Source organism: Agromyces albus, from assembly GCF_004134825.1.
GTDB classification, from domain to species: Bacteria; Actinomycetota; Actinomycetes; order Actinomycetales; family Microbacteriaceae; genus Agromyces; species Agromyces albus.
This window is the reverse complement of the sequence record NZ_SDPN01000024.1, coordinates 26,984-48,714: the sequence shown is the minus strand read 5'-3', so window position 1 is coordinate 48,714 and position 21,731 is coordinate 26,984. Positions and strand designations below refer to the sequence as shown.

Below are 21,731 nucleotides of genomic sequence, written 5' to 3'. Positions count from 1 at the left end.
ATGTCGCGAGGATAGGCTCGGCTCATGCGCCTCGTCACCACGCCTCGCGTCACGTTCCTCAGGGCGCTGGCCGACGAGATCTTCCAGCACCACGGGCATGGCCGCGTGATCGTGGCGATCGACGGCCCGCTGCACAGCGGCAAGACCGCGTTCGGAGACGACCTCGCGGCAGTCTTCAGGGAACGCGAGCTCGCCGTGTTCCGCGCGAGCATCGAGGGCTTCCACCGCTCGCGTGCCGCCCAAGCAGCATTCGGCGCCGACACGCCTGCCCGGTACTACGCCCACGGCTTCGACGAGTCGGCGCTGCGCCGCGTGCTCGTCGAGCCGTTCCGCCTCGGCGGTTCGACGGCCTTCGTGACGCGCGTGTACGATCCAACTCGCGACGCGTGGGTGGAGCCGAAGTGGCTGACGGGCCCTCATGACGCCATCCTCGTGCTCGATGGCAGGTTCGTGCTGCGCGACCGGCTGGCGGGGCTGTGGGATTTCCGGATCGCGCTCGACGGCGACCCCGTCGACCCCGCCGACCAGCTCGCCTACGCCGACGGCGACCCGCGCACCGCGGCATCCGCCGTCGTCGACAACAGCGATCCCGAACACCCACGACGCAGGTTTTTCGACAGCTGCTGACGCGAAAGGCGTCTCTTGTGGACCGCTCCCGTCGTGAGTGTGGACAATCGGCTGCGTCGCCCGCTGCGATCGGGCATACTGGTGCCACTGCCCGCCCCCAAGCACGGCATGGCCCATCCCCGAAACGCGGCACCCACCGCATCGCCGGTATCCGCGCGCCAGAACGCGCCACCCTACCCGCCGCTGTTTCGACTGATGTGCCGAGCCCTTCGCCCGACCTATCAGGAGAACCCATGAGGATCCCTCGCGCCATTTTCGCCGCGGCCGCAACCGCCGGCGTTCTCGCCTTATCGCTCGCCGGGGCAGCGCTGCCGGCGAACGCCGTGCTCGTCGAAGACCCGAGCCTGTCCGTCCAGTCGAGCTCCAGCACCGACAACTGCATCGGCCTCGATTCCGGCAAGGTAGACACTGAGGGCGACCCGGCCACCGTCACCGCCACGGCGCCCTACGGCCAGCTCATCGACGGCTACTGCGTGAAATCCGGCACCGTCGCGTACTACTACGACGTGGTCCCCCCAGCAGCGGAGATCGAGTTCGCCCACCCCGACAAGGACTCGGTGAGCCACTGGTCGGTGAGCTATGTCGACGGTTCGTTCATCGAGCCGACGCTCACGGGCTCGCTCGCCGGTGAGTGCGTCACGAATGCGCCGTGGATCGTCTACGACGTCGTCTTGAACGACCCCGATGGGGTGGTGGCGACCGACCTCGTCTCGCTCGTCTTCACCGACGGCACGAACACCGAGACGATCGAGCTCGGCACGCTCGTCGACGGCAAGCTGTCGGGCAAAGCCCTGTGGCCGGGCGCCACGGTCGCCGAAGACGGCGTGACCCCGACCGGATGGCCCGGCTGGGCGTTCGTCGACGGCGAGTGGGTCGTCACCGACGAGAACTTCGCCTGGACCCGTGACCTCACCGAGGTCACGCTCGTCGTGAATCCCGAACTGACGGTCGACCTCGCCTACCCGGCCGTGACCCTCGACTGCGCGCCGCCTTCGACGGGCAGCGGAACCGGCAATGCCTCCACCACCGCCACGTCGACCGCCGCGACCGGCCTCGCCGCCACGGGCTTCGACGGTGGACCCATCGGCATCGTCGCTGCGCTGCTCGCCGTTGCAGGCCTTGCCCTGCTCGCCGTGACGTGGGTGCGACGCCGCCGCGCATAGTTCTCCGAACGACTCGAGGGGGTCCGGTTCGCCGGGCCCCTTCGGCGTCGGCGGGTCGCGCGTCTCAGCGAGGGGCGAGCTCGAGCACTCGCTTGACGGGCAGCGCCCCGTGCTGCTCGACCTCGTGCACGAGCGCGGTGAGCGCACGGTTGACCGGGGCGTCCATGCCGGCGACGGATGCCTCGCGCACGACGGCCCCGTTCAGGAAGTCGATCTCGGTTGGCTGCCCGCGCCGAATGCTCTGCTGGGTCGAGCCGAGGTTCGGCACATCGCCCATCCGCACGCGCATGAGCCAGGGCAGCACTTGCCCGATGGCGAGCGGGAGGCGGGCGAAGAGGCGCAGCCGCACGTCGCCGAGACCCTGCACGGCCCCGAACCGCACTCCGCGCGCCATTCCCACCCGCACGGTCTCGCGCATCGACGCGGTGACGACGCGGCGGAGCCGACGATCGTCGATGACCTCCTGCACGCTCCGACCGACGATCGTGGGCACTGCGTTCACCATGTTGACGACGAGCTTCGACCACTGCGCGCCGCGGAAGCCGCCGATCGCGACGACGGGCACGGCGTCGGAGAGGATCGCCGCGATACGAATGCACTCGGCGTCGGGCGGCCCGTCGCCGCGTCCGAGGTAGCTCGTCGCTCGAGTCGTCACCCGCACGACCCCGGGTTCGGTGTAGTTCGCGGCGATGATCGAGAGCACGCCCATGCACGACGAACGGGGCAGGAGCCGTTCGGCGATCGCGACGCCGTCGAGTCCGTTCTGCACGATGACGACCGGGACGCCGTCGATGACGGCCGCATTCGCCGAGATGGCGGCCTCGGCATCCTGCGCCTTCGTGCACACGAGCACGAGGTCGGGGCGCACGCGCAGCACCTCGCCGGCGTCGACTCGCGCGTGCGCGTCTCCGAATCCGCCGGTCAGCCGTATGCCGTCGGCCAGGATCGCGGCAAGGCCCGATCCGCGAGCCGTCACCTCGACGTCGTGCCCTGCGCGGGCGAGCAGTGCCGCGAATGTCCCGCCGAGCGCACCTGCGCCGATGATGCCGATCCTCACCGACCCAGCGTAGGCCCCGCGGCGTGGCCGACTGTTAGCCTGTACCGCGTGAACAGCGGCATCCTCCTCGTCGACAAGCCGCAGGGAATCACGAGCCACGACGTCGTCTCGCGCATGCGCCGCCTCGCCGGCACGCGCAAGATCGGTCACGCGGGCACGCTCGATCCGATGGCCACCGGCCTCCTCGTGCTCGGGGTCGACAGCGCGACGCGCCTCTTGCACTACCTCGTCGGGCTCGACAAGGAATACCTCGCGACGATCCGGCTCGGGTGGGACACCACGACCGACGACGCCGAGGGCGAGCCGCTCGTCGCGGCATCCGCCGACGCGCTCGCCGCCGCCACCGATGCGGCGATCGGTCACGGCATCGAGGCGCTCACGGGTGCGATCGACCAGGTTCCGAGCGCCGTGAGCGCGATCAAGGTCGCCGGCAAGCGCGCCTACCAGCGCGTTCGCGACGGTGAGGTCGTCGAGTTGTCGCCGCGGCGAGTGACGGTCTCGGCGTTCGAATCGGTCGGTCGGCGCGACGGTGACGGCTTCATCGACCTCGACGTGCGGGTGGAGTGCTCCTCGGGCACCTACGTGCGCGCCCTCGCACGCGATCTCGGTGCCGCGCTCGGCACGGGCGGCCACCTCACGGCGCTCCGCCGAACGCGCATCGGCCGGTTCGGTGTCGACGAAGCCGGCGAGCTCGAGGGCTTCGACGTCGCACGGCACCTCATGAGCCCGGCGGATGCCGCACGGCGAGCACTGCCCGTCATCGACGTCACCGAGGCGCAGGCCGTCGACCTCCGGCACGGCAAGCGCATCGACGCGCCGCCCAGCGCCTCCTCCGGCGCGATCCCGACCGACCCCGTGTCATCCGACGGCAATCAGCACGACGCTGCGATCGCCGCCATCGCCCCGGGCGACCGGCTCATCGCGATCGTCGAGCGCCGAGGCACCCAGCTCAAGGTCGTCACGGGATTCCCTGCCGAGGAGGCCGAAGAGTGATCGAGTGGTTCATGTGGGTGCAGGTCGGCGTGGCGGTCGCCGCGGGCCTGCTCTGCCTCGCGCTCGGCTTCGCGGGCCGTGTGCCGAACGACCTCGCGCTCGGCGCACTCGCGCTCGTGGAGCTGTTGCTCCTCGCACAACTGATCGTGGCGATCGCCGCGCCCGCCTCCGGCAACCACGCGACCGGGAGCGTCCTCGAGTTCTACACCTACCTCGTCGGCGCACTGCTGCTGCCGCCGGCTGCCGCCTTCTGGGCGCTCATCGAGCGCAACCGCTGGAGCACGGTGGTGCTCGGCGTCGCCGCGCTCGCCGTCGCCGTGATGGTCTACCGCATGTTCCAGATCTGGACCGTGCAGCAGGCGTGAGTGCGTCTGAGAGAATCGAAACGACATGACTGACGTGCGGAATGCCCGGCCCGACTCCGATCGCGGGCGGCGGATGAGCGGCATCGGACGCGTGCTCGTGACCGTCTACGGCGTGCTCGCGCTCGCCGCTGTGGGCCGCTCCCTGGTGCAGATCGTCGAGAGATTCCACGAGGCGCCGCTCGCGTTCTCGCTCTCGGCGCTTGCTGCGGCCGTCTACGTGGTGGCGACGGTCGCCCTCATCCGCTCAGGGCGCGGCTGGTACGGCGTCGCCTGGGCGACGATCGTCTTCGAGTTCACGGGCGTCATCGTCGTGGGAACGCTGAGCTTCGTGTTTCCCGAGCTGTTCCCTGAAGCGACGGTCTGGTCGTGGTTCGGCTTCGGGTACCTGTTCATCCCGCTCGTGCTCCCGCTGCTCGGCATGTGGTGGCTCGCACTGCACCGCCCAGCTCGAGGCGAGGCGGATGCCGCGTGAAGACGTTCAAGGGCGTCGACGGGGTCCCCGCCGGCTTCGGGCCCTCCGCGGTCACGATCGGCAAGTTCGACGGTGTGCACCAGGGCCATCGTGCGGTCATCGGCAGGCTCCGCTCGATCGCCGATGCCGACGACGTGAAGGCGGTCGTCGTCACGTTCGATCGCAACCCGCTCGCCCTCCTTGCCCCTGAGAAGTGCCCGGAGGCGCTCGTCAGCGTGCGGCAGAAGCTCGAGCTCCTCGCGACGACGGGCGTCGACGCGACCGTGCTACTCGCCTTCGACCGTGCGCTCGCCTCGGTGCCGGCCGAGGAGTTCGTCGAGCGCGTGCTCGTCAACGCGCTGCACGCCACGTCGGTGCTCGTCGGCAGCGACTTCCGCTATGGCGCGCGGGGCGCGGGCGACGTGCGCCTGCTCGCCGAGCTCGGCGAGCGGTTCGGGTTCACCGTCGAGGTCGTCGACGACGTGCGGCCCGAAGGGGAGCGGCGCGTGTCGTCGACCTGGATCCGCGAGCTCCTCGCCGAGGGCGACGTGCGGCATGCCGCCGAGCTGCTCGGCCACACGCCCACGGTGTCCGGAATGGTCGTGCACGGCGCGGCGCGCGGCCGAGAACTCGGATTCCCCACGGCGAACCTCACGCCCGAGTCCGAGGGGCTCATCCCCGCCGACGGCGTGTACGCCGGCTGGCTCACCGACGCCGGCACCCGCTATCCCGCGGCGATCTCGGTCGGCAACAATCCCACGTTCCAGGGGGTCCCGAAGAAGCAGGTCGAGGCGTATGTGCTCGATCGCGAGATCGACCTCTACGACCACGTCGTCGACGTGGAGTTCGTCGACCGCATCCGCGGAATGGTCGCGTTCACGAACATCGACGACCTCATCGACCGCATCCGTGACGATGTGGAGCGCGTCCGGGTCATCCTCGACCCCTGACTCGACGACGAGCCGTCGCCTTCAGAGAGCAAGAGCCGTCGCCTTCAGAGAGGAGGGCTGCCGCCGTCAACGGGTGCCGGGAAGTCGCCGTCGTGAGGCGGGCGGGGTGCCGTGAGGCCGATGCCGGTCAGGAACCGCAGAAGCTCGTCGGCGGTGCCCACGAGCGGCGCTCCGTGGCCGATGCTCCACGCGGCATCCGTGGCATGCAGGCTGTGGCCCGAGATGACGGCGCGGATCGCGGTGGGCGCTGCGGCGGCGCGGCGGAGGGCGACGGCGCCCGATGCGAGTGGCGGGATCGGCACGGCCACCCCCAGTGCGTGGCCGATGAGGAGCGCGGCGACCACGGCGTCGTCGAGCTCGACGATGCGGGTCGGCTGCGGTCGTGTCGTGATGACGGCAGCGCGAGCCTCGAGGGCCGCAGCGGCATCCGCACACCCCTTCGGTGCATCGTCGGCGATCACGGCCGCTCCGTCGTCGACGGCGAGCGCCCGTCGTGCCGTGGCGAGCGCGCGGCGCGCAGGGGACCGGTCGAACCCGGCGACGAGCTCGGCGACGACGTGCGCCACCGTGCGACCTTCACGCTCGGTGGGACGGTTCCACGCGGCGTCGTCGGCCGCGCCGAGTGCCGTCGCGAGCCCGCGGAGCACGACCGCGGTGGGTGCGCGGCGGTCGCTCGTGACGCCGCGCTCGTCAGCCCCGGAGTGCTGGCTGAGCGGCAGGTACCTGGCGAAGTCGGCCACCCTTCCAGCCTAGACTCGACGTGATGGAAGCGACCCCGCCCCGAGCATTGTGGGCCGGTCGAACCCTCGCACTCCTCGGCATCGTGCTCGTCGCGTTCAACCTGCGCACGGCCGTGGCATCACTCTCGCCGATCCTCGGCCAGCTCGAGGCGGAGATCCCGTTGAACCCGGCGATCGTCGGATTCCTCGGCATGCTGCCGCCCATCTGCTATGCCGTGTTCGGCATCCTCACGCCGATGGTCGCGAAGCGATTCGGCCTCGAGGTCACCCTCGTCTGGTCACTCCTCGCGCTCACCGCAGGCCTCTTCGGGCGAGGGTTCTCCGGCTCGGCGCTCACCCTCGTCGCGACGAGCACGCTGACCTTCGCGGCGATGGGCGTCGCCAACGTGCTGCTGCCGCCGCTCGTGAAGCGCTACTTCCCCGATCGCATCGGCCTGCTGACGACCGTCTACGTCACCGCGATGTCGGTGAGCGCCTTCATCCCGCCCCTCATCGCCGTGCCGATCGCCGAGGCCGCGGGGTGGCGCGTCTCCCTCGGCGAGTGGGGCCTGATCGCCGCGATCTCGCTCGTGCCGTGGATCGCGTTGCTCGTGCATCCGCGCCGGCAGGCGCCGGCGGCGCTGCTCGAGGAGGCCGACCGCGGGATGCTGCGGCATGCGGTTCGATCGCCGCTCGCCTGGTCGCTCGCCCTCGTGTTCGCGGCCGCGGGCTTCAACGCCTATGCGGCGTTCGCGTGGTTGCCGTCGATGCTGCACGACATCGCGGGCGTGGCACCCGCCGAGGCCGGGGCGCTGCTCTCGCTCTACGCTGCCATGGGGCTGCCTGCCGGGCTCATCGTGCCCGTGCTCGCCGCGCGCTACGGCAAGGTGCAGCTGCTCATCGTGATCGCCATCGTCGCATTCGTGGCCGGCTACCTCGGCCTCCTGCTCGTGCCCGGCTGGGCGACGTGGTTGTGGGTCGCCCTCATCGGCGCGGGCCCGCTCCTCTTCCCGCTCGCGCTCGTGCTCATCAACCTGCGGACTCGCTCCCATGCGGGTTCCGTGGCCCTGTCGGGGTTCGTGCAATCGGTGGGCTACCTGATCGTCGCGGCCGGTCCCCTCGTGGTCGGCTTGCTGCACGATGCCACGGGCGGATGGTTCTGGCCGCTCGTACTGCTCCTCGGTTCGGCGCTGCCGGCGGCGATCGCGGGCGCCGTGGTCGTGCGGCCTCGTTTCTTCGAAGACGAACGCGCTCGCTGAGGCCCGCCTCAGGCGAGCAGCTCGGGGCGGTGCACGAGGGCGGCGGCGCCGATCAGGGGACCTTCGTCGGAGAGCCCAGAGGGCACGACGGCAACGCGTGAGACGAACGGGAACGCCGTGCGTTCGGTGAGCGCCTCACGTGCGTGCTCGAAGAGCGCGGGGGAGACCCGTGAGAACCCGCCGCCGATCGCGACGACATCGAGGTCGAGCAGGTTGGTGGCCGAGGCGATCGCGTGCCCGATGGCCCCACCCGCGCGTGCGACGGCGGCGATCGCGATGGGATCTCCCGCGGCGTGCGCCTGGGCGAGTGCTTCGCCCGTCTCACCGGTGAACCCCTGCGTTCTGGCCCACGCGACCGTGCGGGGGCCCGACGCGACCGCTTCGAGGCATCCGCGTCCGCCGCACGCGCAGGCGTCGTCGAACCCGCCGACCTCGACGTGGCCGATGTGCCCGCCGTTGCCTGTGGGGTTGGGCGCAGCCCGTCCGCCGAGCACGAGGCCGCCGCCGACGCCCGTCGAGACGATCATGCCGAGCAGGTTCGTCGCGCCGCGACCCGCGCCGACCCAGTGCTCCGCGAGCGCGATGCAGAGTCCGTCGATGCGAAGGGTGATCGGGGCGTCGGGCACGAGCTCGGCGACGGATGCCGCGAGCGGGTGATCTCGCCAGGCGGGCACGTTGAGGGGCGAGACCGATCCGGTGGCCACGTCGATGGGTCCGGCGGCGCCGACGCCCACGCCGAGGAGCGCGGCTCCTGCCGGCAGGTCGGCGCGTGCCGCGAGCACGACCTCGCTCACGGCGGCGTCGAGCTCATCGCTCGAGGCGGCGTTGCCGGTGGCGCGCCGGTGCCGGGAACCGGGCAGCAGGATGCCGCGATCATCGACGAGCGCGGCCTCGACCTTGGTGCCGCCGAAGTCGACGGCGAGCACGAGCGGGCGTGGCATGGCACCAGCTTAGGCGCGCGACATCCGCTCGCCGGATGCTCATATGAGCAGGATTACCCGCGAGTGTTGCCGATGCGCGTCGCCCTGCCTACGCTGGAGAGGATGTGGAAGGAGGCCTGATGGACGAGATCGACGAGTTGCTCTCGATCCGCGCGGCCGAGCTCTATTACGAAGACAACAAGACCCAAGACGAGATCGGCCAGGCCCTGCGCCTCACCAGATGGAAGGTCGGTCGCCTCCTCGCGCAAGCGAAACAGCGCGGGTTCATCCGCATCGAGATCCTGCATCCGCGCGCCCGCCGGTTGCCCATCGAGCGCCGGCTTCGCGACGAGCGCGGTCTGGCCGACGCGATCGTCGTCTCCTCGGCGGGCGTCGGCTCGTCCGAAGAGCTCCAGGCGCGCACCGCGCAAGCGGCGGCCGACTACCTCACGGCCATGCGGCCGGTGCCGCGCACCCTCGGCGTGAGCTGGGGCCGCACCCTCTTCGAGATCTCGCAGCAGTTGCGCAACGGCTGGGCCATCGGCGTGAACGTTGTGCAGATCAATGGCGGGGTGAGCCTCAATCGCCGCCCAGGCACCGCGGCGGCCACCGCCGTGGGCATCGCCCAGAAGGGCGGCGGCAGCGCCACCCTGCTGCCGAGTCCCGCCATCCTCGAGCGGCTCGCCACGAAGGAGGCCATCGAGGCCGACCGCGTCGTCGCCGGGGTCATCGAGCTCGCGCGCTCCGCCGATGTCTTCCTCTTCAGCGCCGGCGCCGCCGACCGCACCTCGGTGCACGTCGAGAGCGGCTACCTCTCCGAGGCCGACGTCGACGAGCTCGTGCGCAAGGGCGCCGTCGGCGACGTCGTCGGCCGCTACATCGACTCCGACGGCAACATCGTCGATCCGGCACTCGACGCGCGCACGGTCGGGCTCACGCTCGACGAACTGCGGCGCGCGCCGATCGGCATCGCCGTGATCTCGGGCCCAGCCAAGCACGCCGTGGCCGACGCCGTCGTGCGCAGCCGCCTCTGCTCGGTGCTCGTCACCGACGAGGCCACCGCCCTCCACCTCCTCGACGGCTGATTCCGCGGCAACTCCGCGCCCAGCACTCACTGAACGGCAGGTCATCACCATGTCAGGCACTTCCATCGTCTCCGCCCGCGAGCGCGCGCTCGCCGTGCTCGGTGGCGAACCCGACGACGCCACGCTCCGTCGCTACCTGCACGGCATCCCCGGCATCGACGCGGTCGGACTCGAGCAGCGCGCGGCCGGCCTCGGCACCCGCTCGATCAAGACGACCTCCAAGCGCTGGGCGCTCGACCGCATCATCTCGCTCATCGACCTCACGACCCTCGAAGGCGCAGACACGCCCGGCAAGGTGCGATCGCTCGTCGCGAAGGCGATGACGCCCGACCCAGCCGACCCGACGTCGCCGCGCGTCGCCGCGGTCTGCGTCTACGGCGACATGGTGCCGTTCGCCGTCGATGCGCTCGGCGCGGCCCATGGCGACCCCGACGACGGCCTCGTGTCGGTCGCCGCCGTCGCCACGGCGTTCCCGAGCGGCCGTGCGTCGCTCGCGATCAAGTTGGCCGACACGGCCGACGCCGTTGCCGCCGGCGCCGACGAGATCGACATGGTGATCGATCGCGGCGCGTTCCTCGCCGGCAGGTACGGCGAGGTGTTCGACCAGATCGTGCAGGTGAAAGAGGCGTGCCGCAGGCCAGACGGAAGTGCCGCGAGCCTCAAGGTCATCCTCGAGACGGGCGAGCTGAACACGTACGACAACGTGCGGCGTGCCTCGTGGCTCTCGATCCTCGCTGGCGGCGACTTCATCAAGACCTCGACGGGCAAGGTGTCGCCCGCAGCCACGCTCCCGGTCACGCTCCTCATGCTCGAGGTCGTGCGCGACTGGCACCTGGCCACCGGCCAGCGCATCGGCGTGAAGCCCGCGGGCGGCATCCGCTCGTCGAAAGACGCCATCAAGTACCTCGTCACCGTGGCCGAGACCGTCGGAGAGGAGTGGCTGCGGCCGCACCTGTTCCGCTTCGGCGCGTCGAGCCTCCTGAACGACGTGCTGCTGCAGCGCCAGAAGCTCGCGACCGGCCACTACTCCGGCGCCGACTACGTGACGATCGACTGAGTTGGAGCACGACATGAGTTTCCTCGAGTACGCACCTGCCCCCGAGTCGCGGGCGATCCTCTCGCTCCGCGACAGTTACGGCCTCTTCATCGACGGCGAGTTCGTCGACGGCCGCGGCACTCCGTTCCAGACCATCTCGCCCGCGAGCGAAGAGCGCATCGCGACCATCTCGAATGCGAACGAAGCGGATGTCGCCGACGCGGTGGCCGCCGCCCGCCGCGCCTACGACAACGTCTGGTCGCGCATGAGCGGCCGTGACCGCGGCAAGTACCTGTTCCGCATCGCCCGGCTCGTGCAGGAGCGCGCTCGCGAGCTCGCGGTGGCCGAGTCGCTCGACAACGGCAAACCCATCAAGGAGTCGCGCGACGTCGACGTGCCGCTCGTCGCCGCGTGGTTCTTCTACTACGCGGGATGGGCCGACAAGCTCGACCACGCGGGGCTCGGCGCGAACCCCCGTTCGCTCGGCGTCGCTGCGCAGGTCATCCCGTGGAACTTCCCGCTGCTCATGCTCGCGTGGAAGATCGCCCCGGCACTGGCCGCCGGCAACACGGTCGTGCTGAAGCCCGCCGAGACGACGCCGCTCACGGCGCTCATCTTCGCCGAGATCCTGCAGCAGGCCGACCTCCCCGCCGGAGTCGTGAACATCATCACGGGCGCGGGCGACACCGGAGCCACGCTCGTCGCCCACGACGGCGTCGACAAGGTGGCCTTCACGGGCTCCACCGCCGTCGGACGAGCGATCGCGAAGCAGATCGCCGGCACCGACAAGAAGGCGACCCTCGAGCTCGGCGGCAAGGCGGCGAACATCGTCTTCGACGACGCTCCGATCGACCAGGCGATCGAGGGCATCGTCAACGGCATCTTCTTCAATCAGGGCCACGTCTGCTGCGCCGGAAGCCGCCTGCTCGTGCAGGAGAACATCCACGACGAGGTCGTCGAGCGGCTGAAGCTGCGGCTCTCGACGTTGCGGCTCGGCGATCCGCTCGACAAGAACACCGACGTCGGCGCGATCAACTCGAAGGAGCAGCTCGAGCGCATCCGCGAGCTCTCCGACGTCGGCGTCGCCGAGGGCGCCGACCGCTGGAGCGCGCCGTGCGTGATCCCCGAGAACGGGTTCTGGTACGCGCCCACGATCTTCACGAACGTGCAGACGTCGAGCCGCATCGCCCGTGAGGAGATCTTCGGCCCGGTGCTCTCGGTGCTCACCTTCCGCACGCCCGCCGAGGCGATCGCGAAGGCGAACAACACGCCCTACGGCCTCTCCGCCGGTATCTGGAGCGACAAGGGCAGCCGCATCCTCGCCGTCGCCGACCAGCTGCGCGCGGGCGTCATCTGGGCGAACACGTTCAACCGATTCGACCCCGCCTCGCCGTTCGGCGGCTACAAGGAGTCCGGCTACGGTCGCGAAGGCGGCCGCCACGGCCTGGCGGCGTACCTCGCCCCGAGCGCCGTCGGCCGGGGAGCCGCACAGTCGAGCCTCGCGGCGCCCGCCACGGCCAAGCCCATCGAGACCGCGGATGCCGCCCCCAAGCGCACGCGCCGAGCCGCGCAGCGCCGACAAACGGACTCCGCGACGAAGGGAACGAAGCGATGACCCGCCTCGCCGTGCCGAAGACCTACAAGCTCTACATCGGTGGAGCGTTCCCGCGCAGCGAGTCGGGGCGCACCTATGAGATCGTCGCGGCCGACGGGGCATTCCTCGCGAACGCGGCGAAGGCCTCACGCAAAGACGCCCGCGACGCCATCGTCGCCGCTCGTGCAGCGGTGGCCGGCTGGTCGGGTGCCACCGCCTACAACCGCGGCCAGGTGCTCTACCGCATCGCCGAGCTGCTCGAAGGCCGCAGGGCCCAGTTCGTCGCCGAGATCGAGGAGGCCGAGGGCGTGTCGCGCGCCGTGGCATCCGCTCAGGTCGACGAGTCCATCGACCGCTGGGTCTGGTACGCGGGCTGGGCCGACAAGTTCGCGCAGGTCGCCGGTAACGCCAACCCGGTGGCGGGTCCCTACTTCAACATCTCGGTGCCCGAGCCCACGGGAGTCGTCGCGATCATCGCGCCGCAGGATTCGTCGCTCCTCGGGCTCGTCTCGGCGATCGCCCCGGCACTCGTGGCCGGCAACTCCGTCGTCGTCGTGGCGAGCGAGCGATTCCCGCTCTCGGCGATCAGTCTCGCCGAGGTGCTCGCCACGAGTGACGTGCCGAAGGGCGTCGTGAACGTGCTCACGGGCTCACCTGCCGAGATCGCCCCGTGGCTCGCGAGCCATTCCGACGTGAACGCGATCGACCTCGTCGGTGCGGGCGCGCTCGACTGGATCTCGCTCGAGGTCGACGCCGCCGACACGCTCAAACGAGTGCTCCGGCCCGAGTCGGGCCCCGATGCCGCGGCACCCGCGCTCGGCCGCATCACGGCGTTCACCGAGACCAAGACGGTGTGGCACACGAAGAGCCTGCTCTAGTCGCACCGCCGGGCGCAGGCATCCGAGCAGGGGGTCCTGCGCCGGTCGCGGCATGGCGTAGCCTCACGCTATGGCCAACACCACCAGCCCTCGTCTCTTGCCACTCGGGGTCTTGGCGCACTCCAGGAAGCCCGATGAGGGGCGACTGCCGTTGCATCCGTCGCACCTCGAGCGGATCGATCCCGACCTTCGCGAGAACATGATCCTCGAGCGAGGCTACGGAGAGCGCTTCGGCTTCGCCGATGCGCAGCTCGAGCCCCTCGTCGCCGCGCTCGGCTCTCGCGAGGAGATCATCGCCCGGAGCGACGTCGTCCTCCTGCCGAAGCCGCAGGCGTCCGATCTTGAAGACCTGCACGACGGCCAGGTGCTCTGGGGCTGGCCGCACTGCGTGCAAGACCGCGCGATCACCCAGCTCGCGATCGACAAGGGGCTCACCCTCATCGCGTGGGAGGCCATGAACCACTGGACGGCGAGCGGCGGCTTCGGGCTGCACGTGTTCCACAAGAACAACGAGCTCGCCGGCTACTGTTCCGTGCTGCACGCCCTGCAGCTGTGCGGGTCGACGGGAGACTACGGCCGGCGCCTGAGCGCGGTCGTCATCGGGTTCGGTGCCACCGCCCGTGGTGCCGTGACCGCGCTGAACGCCCACGGCATCCACGACGTGCGCGTGCTCACCAATCGCGACACCGCTGCGGTCGGCTCGCCGATCCCCTCGGTCGACATCATCCAGTTCGAGCACAATCCCGAGGCGCCGTTCCTGAGCACCGTGAACACGGAGGACGGCCCGGTGCCGCTCGCCCCGTTCCTGGCCGAACGGGACATCGTGGTCAACTGCACGCTCCAGGATCCGAACGCGCCGCTCACGTACCTGCGCACGGAGGATCTGGGTGCCTTCCGTCCGGGCAGCCTCATCGTCGACGTGTCCGTCGACGCCGGAATGGGATTCAGCTGGGCCCGCCCCACCTCGTTCGCCGAGCCGATGTTCACGGTGGGGGAGTCGACGAACTACTACGCCGTCGACCACAGCCCGTCCTACCTCTGGAACTCGGCGACCTGGGAGATCAGCGAAGCGCTCATGCCGTTCCTGCGCACGGTGATGGAGGGCCCAGAGGCGTGGGCCGAGTCCGACACGATCGATCGCGCCACGGAGATCGCCGGCGGCCGCATCCGGAATACCGCGATCCTGGAATTCCAGCGTCGATCGGCCGAGTACCCCTACCTCGCACTCGCGTGAGCGGCGCCGGGCGGCGGGCGGCGGCGTCCCGCGAACGGGGGAGGTAACGAAACGGTAACGAAGTTGCTAGGGTGAGTGCACCGTCGCGCAATGGCGCGCGACCGGTGGAAAGGCCCTACCCGTGACCCGTTTCGCGCATCCACCACGCCGCGCCGTTCGCGTCCTGCTCGCGTCGGTCGCGGTGACGGCGACGGCGGCCGCGCTCCTGCTTGCCGCCACGCCGACCACCGCGTCGGCAGTCGACGTGTTCGGCGCACTCCGGATGCCGGGTACGGCGGCGTTCATCGTCGGGCATCGGGGCGATCGAGCTGAGGCGCCGGAGAACACGATGGCCTCGCTCGAACGCGCGATGGAGGCCCTCGACTTCGTCGAGACCGACGTGCGGTTGAGCCGAGACGGTGTGCCCGTGCTCTTCCACGACACGAGTCTCGAGCGCGTCACCGGGTCGCGGCACAGTGTCGACGAGCTCGACTTCGACGAGCTCCGTCGCCTCGACGTCGGTGCGTGGTACGGCGCCGAATACGCGGGGGAGCGCATCCCGACACTCGACGAGTTCCTCGAAGCCCTCGCGAGCCGTGAGACCGCGCGCGCCCTCGTCGAGTTGAAGGCCGACTGGACGCCCGAGGAAGTGCGCACGGTCATCGATCTCGTCGAGCAGCACGGGCTTCGCGGCCGCATCGTGTTGCAGAGCTTCAGTCTCGAGACCCTCTTCGCCGTGCAGCAGGTGTCGCCCACGACCCCTCGCATCATGCTCATCCGCGAGCTGCCCGCCGAGCCGGTGGCGCTCGCCGAGCGACTCGGCGTGATCGGCTTCGGCACGACGGCGGCATCGGTCACCGCCGTGCCCGGCGCGCTCGAGGCCCTGCACGAGGCAGGGATCGCGGTGCTCTGCTACACCCTGAACACCCACGAGAGCTGGCAGGAGGTGAGCGCGCTCGGCGTCGACGGCATCATCACCGACCAGCCGAGCGAGCTCGACCAATGGCTGGCCACCACGGCGCCCGGCACATGAAGCGGCGCGCTCACCCGACGTGGAGCCCCAGCCGGTCGGCGGCCGTGCGGAACTCGTCGTACATGCGCTCGGAGAAGAGCACGAAGCGCACGAGCGGAGGCGCGTCGGCAGCCTCCGCGGTGGTGCCGAGCGCCACGAGGGCGGCGTCGTCGGCGGGCCATCCGTAGACCCCGGCCGAGATCGCCGGGAAGGCGACGGATGCCGCCCCGAGGCCGGTCGCGACCCCGAGCGAGTTGCGGTAGGCCGCGGCGAGCAGCTCCCGCCTCGCGTCGGCGTCGGGGCCCGGCCCCGGCCAGACGGGACCGACGGTGTGGATCACCCAGCGCGCGGGCAGGCGGCCCGCCGTCGTCGCGACGGCCTCGCCGGTCGGCAGGCCCGACCGCAGCGTGGTCGCGCGCAACGCCCGGCACTCCTCGAGAATCGATGGTCCGCCGGCGCGATGGATCGCTCCGTCGACGCCGCCGCCGCCCATGAGGCTCGAGTTCGCGGCGTTGACGATCGCGTCGACGCGTTCGGCGGTGAGGTCGCCGATGATCAGCTCGATGCGGGGCACGGTCGCTTCCCTTCGATCAGGTGAGAGCCCGGTCGATGGCCGCGATCTGGCCGGGGCCGGTGCGGCAGCAGCCTCCGATGAGTCCGGCGCCCGCCGCCCGCCACGACCGCACCGCCTCGGTCGGGAACGCCGCGCGTCCGCTCCAGCGCCGGGCTGCGGCATCCCACGTCTCACCGCTGTTCGGATAGACGATGATCGGCTTCGTCGTGACCTCGCGTGCCGCCTCGATGGCGCCGAGCACTTCACCCGGTGCGCAGCAGTTCACGCCCACGGCGACGACCTCGTCGACGGCGGCGGCGAGCGCGAGCGCCTCGGCGAGCGGTTCGCCGCTGCGAAGCCGACCGGCGAGGGGAGTCACCGAGATCCATGCGTGAGTACCCGTGCCTGCGAGCTCGGCGAGGATCGCCTCGACCTCGACGAGCGAGGGCATGGTCTCGAACGCGATGAGGTCGGCGCCTGCGCCAGCAAGCACGTCGATGCGCTGCCGATGCCAATCGCGGAGCTCTTCCACATCGAGCCCGAGGTCGCCGCGGTACTCGGACCCGTCGGCGAGCATGGCCCCGTATGGGCCGACGGATGCCGCAACCCAGCCGTGCCCGGCCTCGTCGCGCGCGCGGCGAGCCAACTCCACACTGCGCCGCAGGAGCCCGGTCGTCGCGTCGGCGTCGAACCCGGCGCGAGCACATCCCTCGTACGTCACCTGGTACGACGCGGTGATCGCCACGTCGGCGCCGGCGGCGAAGTAGTCGCGGTGCACGTCGAGCACCTCTTCGGGCGAGTCGGCGAGCACTCGCGCGCTCCACAGCTCGGAGGAGACATCCGCTCCGCGCTCCTCGAGTCGTGTGCCGAGGCCGCCGTCGACGACGAGCGCGCGTTCGGCGAGGGCATCGAGCAGGCTCAGAGCCGACACGGTCAGCCGCGGTTGTTCGAGAGCTCGAAGATGCGCACGAGCTCGGTGACGGCGGCCTCGCGCTGGTCGCCGCCCGCCTCGTACATGTCGGTGACGTGCGTGCGCAGGTGGTTCTCGACGAGCAGCTTGTTGAGCGAGGCGAGCGACTTCTGCACCGCGAGCGAGAGGGTGATGATGTCGACGCAGTAGTCGTCGTTCTCGATCATCTTCTCGATGCCGCGGAGCTGGCCCTCGATGATCTTGGTTCGGTGCAGGGCGCGCTTCTTGATGTCGTCGATCACGGGCACATCCTATCGCCCGGAGGGATATACCCCCTGGGGTACATTCGGCTCGAATGGCACTAACGTTGGGGCATGACGCGTCTCCGCCTCGCCTGCATGCTCGCAGCGTCGGTCCTCGCCCTCGCGCTCGGCCTCGCGGCGTCGCCGGCGGCCGTCGCGTTCGCGGCGGAGCAACCCGGGGAGGCGGCATCCGTCGACGCGGGTGCTCGAGCCGGCGTCGACGACTTCACGTTCGCGTCGTTCGACGCGGTCTACGAGCTCTCCCGCGACGCCGACGGCCGCTCGGTGCTCGACACGACCGAGACGCTCGTCGCGGTGTTCCCCGAGTTCGATCAGAACCGCGGCATCCGCCGTGCCATTCCGCTCCACTACGACGGCCACCCGACCGACATACAGATCGAGTCGGTGACGGATGCCGCCGGCAGCCCTCGCGCATTCGAGGCCGAGCGCGACGAGAACGGGGAGTTCCTCCTCGTCACGATCCGGGCCGACGACTTCGTGCACGGCGAGCAGACCTACGTGATCAGCTACCGGCAGCACAACGTGACGTTCACGCCCGACGACGCCGCGATCGACGAGTTCTACTGGGACGTCAACGGCACGGGCTGGGCGCAGCCCTTCGGACGAGTTCGGGCGGAACTGCGCATGAGCGCCGACGTCGCCGAGGCGTTCACCGGCGACGTCGCGTGCTATCGCGGCTGGACCGGCTCCGACACACCGTGCGAGACGCTCACCGTCGGGGACTCGCTCCCGCCGGTGGTCGTCGCCGAGGCGTCGACCCTCGGCCCGTACGACAACCTCACGATCGCCGTCGGATTCGCGCCCGGCACGTTCGAGCCGCGCGACGAGGCGTTCATGTCCTCGCCCGCGGCGATCGCCGGCGCGCTCGCCGCCATCGTGGCGATCCTCTCGATGCTCGCGGCGATCGTCACGCGCGTGGTGCGCTGGCGCGACCACCCCGGGCGCGGCACCATCATCGCCGAGTACGAGCCTCCGGCCGGCGTCAGCGCGATGGTCGCCGCCGACCTCGTGGGCCGATCCGGCAAGGGGGTCACGGCGACGATCCTCGAGCGCGCGGTGGCGGGCGAGCTGCGCATCGTCGAGACGGGCCGCAAGCGCTACGCGGTCGAGTTCGTCGGGGGCGAGGCGGGCGACGCCGATGCCCGGTCCGTGGTGTCCGCGCTCTACGGCGTTCCGACCCCGGGCGAACTGCGCGAACTGACGTCGCGCGACACCGCGCTCGGCAAGCGACTGCTCGCTCTCCGCCAGGCCGTCACGAAGCGCGTCGTGAAGACGGGCCTGCGGCGCAGGCCCGACCTCGGCCGCCGCACGCTGTTCGCCGTCGTGGGCATGATCGGCGCGGTGCTCAGCGTGGTCTTCGGCGTCATCGCGCTCGACGCGCAGATGGGCGGAGCCTGGCCGGCGATCTGGTTCGTCGCGGCGATCCTCGCCGAGCTCGTGACGTTCGTCGTGGTCATGGATGTGCGCCCGCTCACCGAAGAGGGGCGAGCGGCACGTGACCACCTCGAGGGGCTCCGCCTCTACATCCGCCTCGCCGAGGCCGAGCGGCTCCGCGTGCTGCAGAGTCCCCATGGGGCACTGCGGGTCGAGCGTCCGGCCGCGGCATCCGTGCCGGTCGCGATGGATGGCGCGGCGGCTGCGCCTGCCTTCGCCGCCCCGCTCGACCCCGTCGTCGTGTTGAAGCTCAACGAGCGACTGCTGCCCTACGCGGTGCTGTTCGGCCTCGAACGCGAATGGAGCCGCGAGCTCGCGTCGCTCTACGAGCAGACCGGTACCTCGCCCGACTGGTACGCCGGCCGCAGCGCCTTCAATGCCGGGGTCTTCAGCGGGGCCGTGCACTCGTTCTCGTCGGCGTCGAGCGCGTCGTGGTCGGGCTCGAGCTCGAGCTCGTCGAGCAGCGGCTCGGGCGGCGGCGGCTCGTCGGGCGGCGGGGGCGGCGGAGGCGGCGGCGGCGGGGTCTGATTCGCGCGTCAGTCCGCGACGGCCTCGTCGCTCAGGTCGACGCGTCGTTCCGTGTCGAGGCCAGGCACCTCGTCGTCGAGACTGTCGTCGATCGTGCGTTCATCGCCGTCTGCGGGCTCGGCGGCCGTATCGGGCTCGTCGAACTCCGTGTCTTGCGCCACCGTGAATTCGTCGTCATCGGGCGAGACGCCTGCACCCGCCCTCGCGAGATCGTCCATGGTCCAAGAGTAGGCCGCAGAGGAAGTTCCCGCACGGGCTTGCGGATGCAACCGCGACCCGCGGCATCGCTTCGTCGCAACCTGCGCCGAATTCCGGGTAGAATGGCGCTGCGCCCGACGAATCCGTTCTTCGGCCGACCGCGTGAGCCCAGCTCGCGTGCTGCTCGGTTCGGGATTCGGCGTACCGCGATCGGCGACATCGGGTGATGTGCCGAACCGGCCTCGACCATCACGACCGATGTCGAGGGGGGCATGCCGGATGCGGCCCAGAAACTGGAGGACCATTGGCCCAGACGAGGCAGCGACAGCGTACGCGCTCGCGCGACGATGACGCACCCATCATCCCGATCCTCGCGCGCAAGGTGCGCGAAGTCGAGACGAAGGCGCAGAAGGGCAAGCTCGGCCCCACGAACCGCACGAAGTACCAGGTCATCGCGTTGCTCATGCGCGAAGAGCGTGCCCGTGTGAAGGCTGACTCCGAGGTGAGCGATGCCGCACGTGCCGAGCTGCTCAAGCGACTCGACGGCATCGCGCAGATCCTGGCCAAGACGGCCGCGCGCGACACGAGCCTCATCGCCCTGCTCGAGCCCGACGCCTCGATCTCCACGGTCGCGCAGCGGTTCCGCCGCGACTGGCTGCTCGAGTCCGGCGCCGAGCTCTCGCCCGACGAACTCATCATCACGCGAGAGCCCGAGCTGAAGCCCATGCTCGCCGAGAACCAGGTGATCCCGGCATCCGTGCGCTCGAGGCAGCTCGCGAACCCCTTCCTCGCTCCCGACTTCTCGAAGGCCGCGCCGCCGCCAGTGCCGGTGCGTCGCCTCGCCAACTGGGAGCTCCTCGGCCCGTTGTTCAAGTCGTTCGAGACCGGCTCGGGCGGCCAGGCCGCCTCGATGGAGCTGCCAGAGGCGCCCAAGGTCGACCGGCTCTCGCCGCGCGGTCTCGAGCTCATGATGCACCAGATCCGATTCATCGAGAGCGTGCGCGAAGGACACCGCACCTTCCTGCTCGCCGATGAGCCGGGCCTCGGAAAGACGGCGCAATCGGTGCTCGCGGCATCCGTCGCCGATGCCTACCCGCTGCTGGCCGTCGTGCCGAACGTCGTGAAGATGAACTGGGCTCGCGAGGTCGAGCGCTGGACCCCGCATCGCCGCGCCACCGTCATCCACGGCGACGGCGAGACCCTCGACGCGTTCGCCGACGTCGTCATCGTGAACTACGACGTGCTCGACCGCCACATGGCGTGGCTGTCGACCCTCGGTTTCAAGGGCATGGTCGTCGACGAGGCGCACTTCATCAAGAACCTGCAGTCGCAGCGGTCGCGCAACGTGCTCACGCTCGCCGAGCAGATCCGCCGCAGCGCGCCGGGCGGCGACCCGCTGCTCATGGCCCTCACGGGCACCCCGCTCATCAACGACGTCGACGACTTCCGTGCCATCTGGAAGTTCCTCGGCTGGATCGAGGGCGACCGGCCGTCGCCCGAGTTGCTCGGCAAGCTCGAGCAGACGGGGCTCACCCCGGCCGAGCACGGTTTCTACCCCGAGGCCCGCCGCGCCGTCATCGACCTCGGCATCGTGCGCCGCCGCAAGGTCGACGTCGCCGCCGACCTGCCTGCGAAGCGCATCGCCGACCTGCCCGTCGAACTCGACGACGAGCTCGGCCGATCGGTGCGCGCCGCCGAACGCGAGCTCGGAAACCGCCTCACCGGCCGCTTCCGTGCACTCGTCGAAGCGCGCAATCTGCGCATCGGCGATCTCGACGACGACCAGCGCGAGCAGTTCATCCGCGCGGTCGCGCACGCCGAGCTCGAAGAGTCCAAGGCATCGAAGTCGGGCGAGAACGTCTTCACGATGGTGCGCCGCATCGGCCAGGCGAAGGCCGGCCTCGCGGCCGACTACGCCGCCCAGCTGGCGCGATCGGTCGGCAAGGTCGTGTTCTTCGCGAAGCACATCGACGTCATGGACCAGGCCGAAGCGGCGTTCGCGGCGCGGGAGCTCCGCACCGTGTCGCTCCGCGGCGACCAGACCGCCTTCCAGCGGCAAGCGGCGATCGACGCGTTCAACAACGACCCCGAGGTCGCCGTCGCAGTGTGCTCGCTCACGGCGGCGGGCGTCGGCGTGAACCTCCAGGCCGCGTCGAACGTCGTGCTCGCCGAGCTCAGCTGGACCGCAGCCGAGCAGACGCAGGCGATCGACCGCGTGCACCGCATCGGCCAAGACGAACCCGTCACGGCATGGCGCATCATCGCCGCGGGCACGATCGACGCGCGCATCGCGGAGCTCATCGACTCGAAGCAGGGCCTCGCCGCCCGCGCGCTCGACGGCAGCGACGTTGAGCCGGGTTCGGCCGACTCCGTGCAGCTCGACGCGCTCGTGCACCTGCTGCGGCAGGCGCTCGACGGGGCGCTCTGACGCTCGCGCGGGATCGCCCTTCGTGGGAAGGCTAT

At 70.5% G+C, this 21,731-nt stretch carries 22 protein-coding genes; 15 read left to right on the top strand and 7 right to left on the bottom strand.

The window, feature by feature from the left end:
- Nucleotides 1-24: 24 nt before the first annotated feature.
- Nucleotides 25-627, top strand: coding sequence for a nucleoside/nucleotide kinase family protein (locus ESP51_RS13070; protein ID WP_129521334.1), 603 nt, complete (start codon nucleotides 25-27; stop codon nucleotides 625-627).
- Nucleotides 628-860: 233 nt separating this feature from the next.
- Nucleotides 861-1,790 carry a hypothetical protein gene (locus tag ESP51_RS13065; RefSeq protein WP_241843154.1) on the top strand — a complete coding sequence of 310 codons (930 nt, stop codon included), beginning with the start codon at nucleotides 861-863 and terminating at the stop codon, nucleotides 1,788-1,790.
- A gap of 64 nt (nucleotides 1,791-1,854) precedes the next feature.
- On the opposite strand, the gene ESP51_RS13060 is transcribed toward ESP51_RS13065, so the two are convergent.
- Nucleotides 1,855-2,847: a ketopantoate reductase family protein gene (locus ESP51_RS13060; RefSeq protein WP_129521333.1), complete on the bottom strand. Its 993-nt coding sequence runs from the start codon at nucleotides 2,845-2,847 to the stop codon at nucleotides 1,855-1,857.
- Between the two features lie 48 nt (nucleotides 2,848-2,895).
- Between ESP51_RS13060 and truB the strand changes: the two genes are divergently transcribed.
- The 4 genes from truB to ESP51_RS13040 are packed head-to-tail and all read left to right on the top strand — an operon-like array spanning nucleotide 2,896 to nucleotide 5,606.
- Nucleotides 2,896-3,840: a tRNA pseudouridine(55) synthase TruB gene (gene truB, locus ESP51_RS13055; RefSeq protein ID WP_422386848.1), complete on the top strand. Its 945-nt coding sequence runs from the start codon at nucleotides 2,896-2,898 to the stop codon at nucleotides 3,838-3,840.
- Nucleotides 3,837-4,205 carry a hypothetical protein gene (locus ESP51_RS13050; protein WP_129521332.1) on the top strand — a complete coding sequence of 123 codons (369 nt, stop codon included), beginning with the start codon at nucleotides 3,837-3,839 and terminating at the stop codon, nucleotides 4,203-4,205. Before truB ends, ESP51_RS13050 begins: the two co-directional genes overlap by 4 nt.
- Nucleotides 4,206-4,230: 25 nt before the next feature.
- Nucleotides 4,231-4,677 (top strand): hypothetical protein, encoded by a 447-nt coding sequence (locus ESP51_RS13045; protein ID WP_129521331.1) that lies wholly within the window; start codon nucleotides 4,231-4,233, stop codon nucleotides 4,675-4,677.
- Nucleotides 4,674-5,606 carry a bifunctional riboflavin kinase/FAD synthetase gene (locus ESP51_RS13040; RefSeq protein WP_129521330.1) on the top strand — a complete coding sequence of 311 codons (933 nt, stop codon included), beginning with the start codon at nucleotides 4,674-4,676 and terminating at the stop codon, nucleotides 5,604-5,606. The genes ESP51_RS13045 and ESP51_RS13040 overlap by 4 nt, the downstream gene beginning before the upstream one ends.
- A 44-nt stretch (nucleotides 5,607-5,650) precedes the next feature.
- Here ESP51_RS13040 and ESP51_RS13035 read toward each other — a convergent pair whose 3' ends face one another.
- On the bottom strand, nucleotides 5,651-6,346 hold the full coding sequence (locus ESP51_RS13035) for a hypothetical protein (protein WP_129521329.1): 696 nt from the start codon (nucleotides 6,344-6,346) through the stop codon (nucleotides 5,651-5,653).
- Nucleotides 6,347-6,369: 23 nt separating this feature from the next.
- Between ESP51_RS13035 and ESP51_RS13030 the strand changes: the two genes are divergently transcribed.
- On the top strand, nucleotides 6,370-7,584 hold the full coding sequence (locus ESP51_RS13030) for an MFS transporter (protein ID WP_129521328.1): 1,215 nt from the start codon (nucleotides 6,370-6,372) through the stop codon (nucleotides 7,582-7,584).
- Between the two features lie 8 nt (nucleotides 7,585-7,592).
- On the opposite strand, the gene ESP51_RS13025 is transcribed toward ESP51_RS13030, so the two are convergent.
- Complete coding sequence (locus tag ESP51_RS13025) at nucleotides 7,593-8,525, bottom strand: ROK family protein (protein ID WP_129521327.1); 933 nt, start codon at nucleotides 8,523-8,525, stop codon at nucleotides 7,593-7,595.
- A 119-nt stretch (nucleotides 8,526-8,644) separates the two neighbouring features.
- On the opposite strand from ESP51_RS13025, the gene ESP51_RS13020 reads away from it, so the two are divergent.
- The 6 genes from ESP51_RS13020 (at nucleotide 8,645) to ESP51_RS12995 (ending at nucleotide 15,343) form a co-directional block, all read left to right on the top strand.
- The gene (locus ESP51_RS13020) at nucleotides 8,645-9,589 is read left to right on the top strand and encodes a sugar-binding transcriptional regulator (protein WP_129521326.1); all 945 of its coding nucleotides are present in this window, start codon (nucleotides 8,645-8,647) and stop codon (nucleotides 9,587-9,589) included.
- A gap of 49 nt (nucleotides 9,590-9,638) precedes the next feature.
- A complete protein-coding gene (deoC, locus tag ESP51_RS13015; RefSeq protein WP_129521325.1) occupies nucleotides 9,639-10,646 on the top strand; it encodes a deoxyribose-phosphate aldolase in 1,008 nt (335 codons plus the stop codon).
- A gap of 13 nt (nucleotides 10,647-10,659) precedes the next feature.
- Nucleotides 10,660-12,240 carry an aldehyde dehydrogenase family protein gene (locus ESP51_RS13010; protein WP_129521324.1) on the top strand — a complete coding sequence of 527 codons (1,581 nt, stop codon included), beginning with the start codon at nucleotides 10,660-10,662 and terminating at the stop codon, nucleotides 12,238-12,240.
- Nucleotides 12,237-13,097, top strand: coding sequence for an aldehyde dehydrogenase family protein (locus tag ESP51_RS13005; protein ID WP_129521323.1), 861 nt, complete (start codon nucleotides 12,237-12,239; stop codon nucleotides 13,095-13,097). The genes ESP51_RS13010 and ESP51_RS13005 overlap by 4 nt, the downstream gene beginning before the upstream one ends.
- Nucleotides 13,098-13,167: 70 nt before the next feature.
- Nucleotides 13,168-14,331 (top strand): N(5)-(carboxyethyl)ornithine synthase, encoded by a 1,164-nt coding sequence (locus ESP51_RS13000; protein ID WP_129521322.1) that lies wholly within the window; start codon nucleotides 13,168-13,170, stop codon nucleotides 14,329-14,331.
- Nucleotides 14,332-14,452: 121 nt separating this feature from the next.
- Nucleotides 14,453-15,343: a glycerophosphodiester phosphodiesterase gene (locus ESP51_RS12995; protein ID WP_129521321.1), complete on the top strand. Its 891-nt coding sequence runs from the start codon at nucleotides 14,453-14,455 to the stop codon at nucleotides 15,341-15,343.
- Between the two features lie 10 nt (nucleotides 15,344-15,353).
- Here the strand turns inward: ESP51_RS12995 and ESP51_RS12990 are convergent, their stop codons facing one another.
- The 3 genes from ESP51_RS12990 to ESP51_RS12980 are packed head-to-tail and all read right to left on the bottom strand — an operon-like array spanning nucleotide 15,354 to nucleotide 17,087.
- Nucleotides 15,354-15,896 (bottom strand): O-acetyl-ADP-ribose deacetylase, encoded by a 543-nt coding sequence (locus ESP51_RS12990; protein WP_129521320.1) that lies wholly within the window; start codon nucleotides 15,894-15,896, stop codon nucleotides 15,354-15,356.
- Nucleotides 15,897-15,912: 16 nt separating this feature from the next.
- Nucleotides 15,913-16,806: a homocysteine S-methyltransferase gene (gene mmuM / locus ESP51_RS12985; protein WP_241843153.1), complete on the bottom strand. Its 894-nt coding sequence runs from the start codon at nucleotides 16,804-16,806 to the stop codon at nucleotides 15,913-15,915.
- A gap of 2 nt (nucleotides 16,807-16,808) precedes the next feature.
- A complete protein-coding gene (locus ESP51_RS12980; RefSeq protein ID WP_129521319.1) occupies nucleotides 16,809-17,087 on the bottom strand; it encodes a metal-sensitive transcriptional regulator in 279 nt (92 codons plus the stop codon).
- A gap of 72 nt (nucleotides 17,088-17,159) precedes the next feature.
- Here ESP51_RS12980 and ESP51_RS12975 point away from each other — a divergent pair, with 72 nt between their 5' ends.
- Entirely contained in the window at nucleotides 17,160-19,070 is a 1,911-nt protein-coding gene (locus tag ESP51_RS12975; protein ID WP_129521318.1) for a DUF2207 domain-containing protein, read from the top strand.
- Nucleotides 19,071-19,078: 8 nt separating this feature from the next.
- Here ESP51_RS12975 and ESP51_RS12970 read toward each other — a convergent pair whose 3' ends face one another.
- Nucleotides 19,079-19,288, bottom strand: a complete 210-nt coding sequence (locus ESP51_RS12970; protein ID WP_129521317.1) for a hypothetical protein — start codon at nucleotides 19,286-19,288, stop codon at nucleotides 19,079-19,081.
- 284 nt (nucleotides 19,289-19,572) lie between these two features.
- Here ESP51_RS12970 and ESP51_RS12965 point away from each other — a divergent pair, with 284 nt between their 5' ends.
- Nucleotides 19,573-21,696 carry a DEAD/DEAH box helicase gene (locus tag ESP51_RS12965; protein ID WP_241843152.1) on the top strand — a complete coding sequence of 708 codons (2,124 nt, stop codon included), beginning with the start codon at nucleotides 19,573-19,575 and terminating at the stop codon, nucleotides 21,694-21,696.
- Nucleotides 21,697-21,731 lie beyond the last annotated feature (35 nt).

Coding starts and splice junctions, on each gene's coding strand:
- ESP51_RS13070 (WP_129521334.1), top strand. CDS start 25: ATGCGCCTCGTCACCACGCCTCGCGTCACGTTCCTCAGGGCGCTGGCC.
- ESP51_RS13065 (WP_241843154.1), top strand. CDS start 861: ATGAGGATCCCTCGCGCCATTTTCGCCGCGGCCGCAACCGCCGGCGTT.
- ESP51_RS13045 (WP_129521331.1), top strand. CDS start 4,231: ATGACTGACGTGCGGAATGCCCGGCCCGACTCCGATCGCGGGCGGCGG.
- ESP51_RS13030 (WP_129521328.1), top strand. CDS start 6,370: ATGGAAGCGACCCCGCCCCGAGCATTGTGGGCCGGTCGAACCCTCGCA.
- ESP51_RS13025 (WP_129521327.1), bottom strand. CDS start 8,525: ATGCCACGCCCGCTCGTGCTCGCCGTCGACTTCGGCGGCACCAAGGTC.
- ESP51_RS13020 (WP_129521326.1), top strand. CDS start 8,645: ATGGACGAGATCGACGAGTTGCTCTCGATCCGCGCGGCCGAGCTCTAT.
- deoC (WP_129521325.1), top strand. CDS start 9,639: ATGTCAGGCACTTCCATCGTCTCCGCCCGCGAGCGCGCGCTCGCCGTG.
- ESP51_RS13010 (WP_129521324.1), top strand. CDS start 10,660: ATGAGTTTCCTCGAGTACGCACCTGCCCCCGAGTCGCGGGCGATCCTC.
- ESP51_RS13005 (WP_129521323.1), top strand. CDS start 12,237: ATGACCCGCCTCGCCGTGCCGAAGACCTACAAGCTCTACATCGGTGGA.
- ESP51_RS13000 (WP_129521322.1), top strand. CDS start 13,168: ATGGCCAACACCACCAGCCCTCGTCTCTTGCCACTCGGGGTCTTGGCG.
- ESP51_RS12975 (WP_129521318.1), top strand. CDS start 17,160: ATGACGCGTCTCCGCCTCGCCTGCATGCTCGCAGCGTCGGTCCTCGCC.
- ESP51_RS12970 (WP_129521317.1), bottom strand. CDS start 19,288: ATGGACGATCTCGCGAGGGCGGGTGCAGGCGTCTCGCCCGATGACGAC.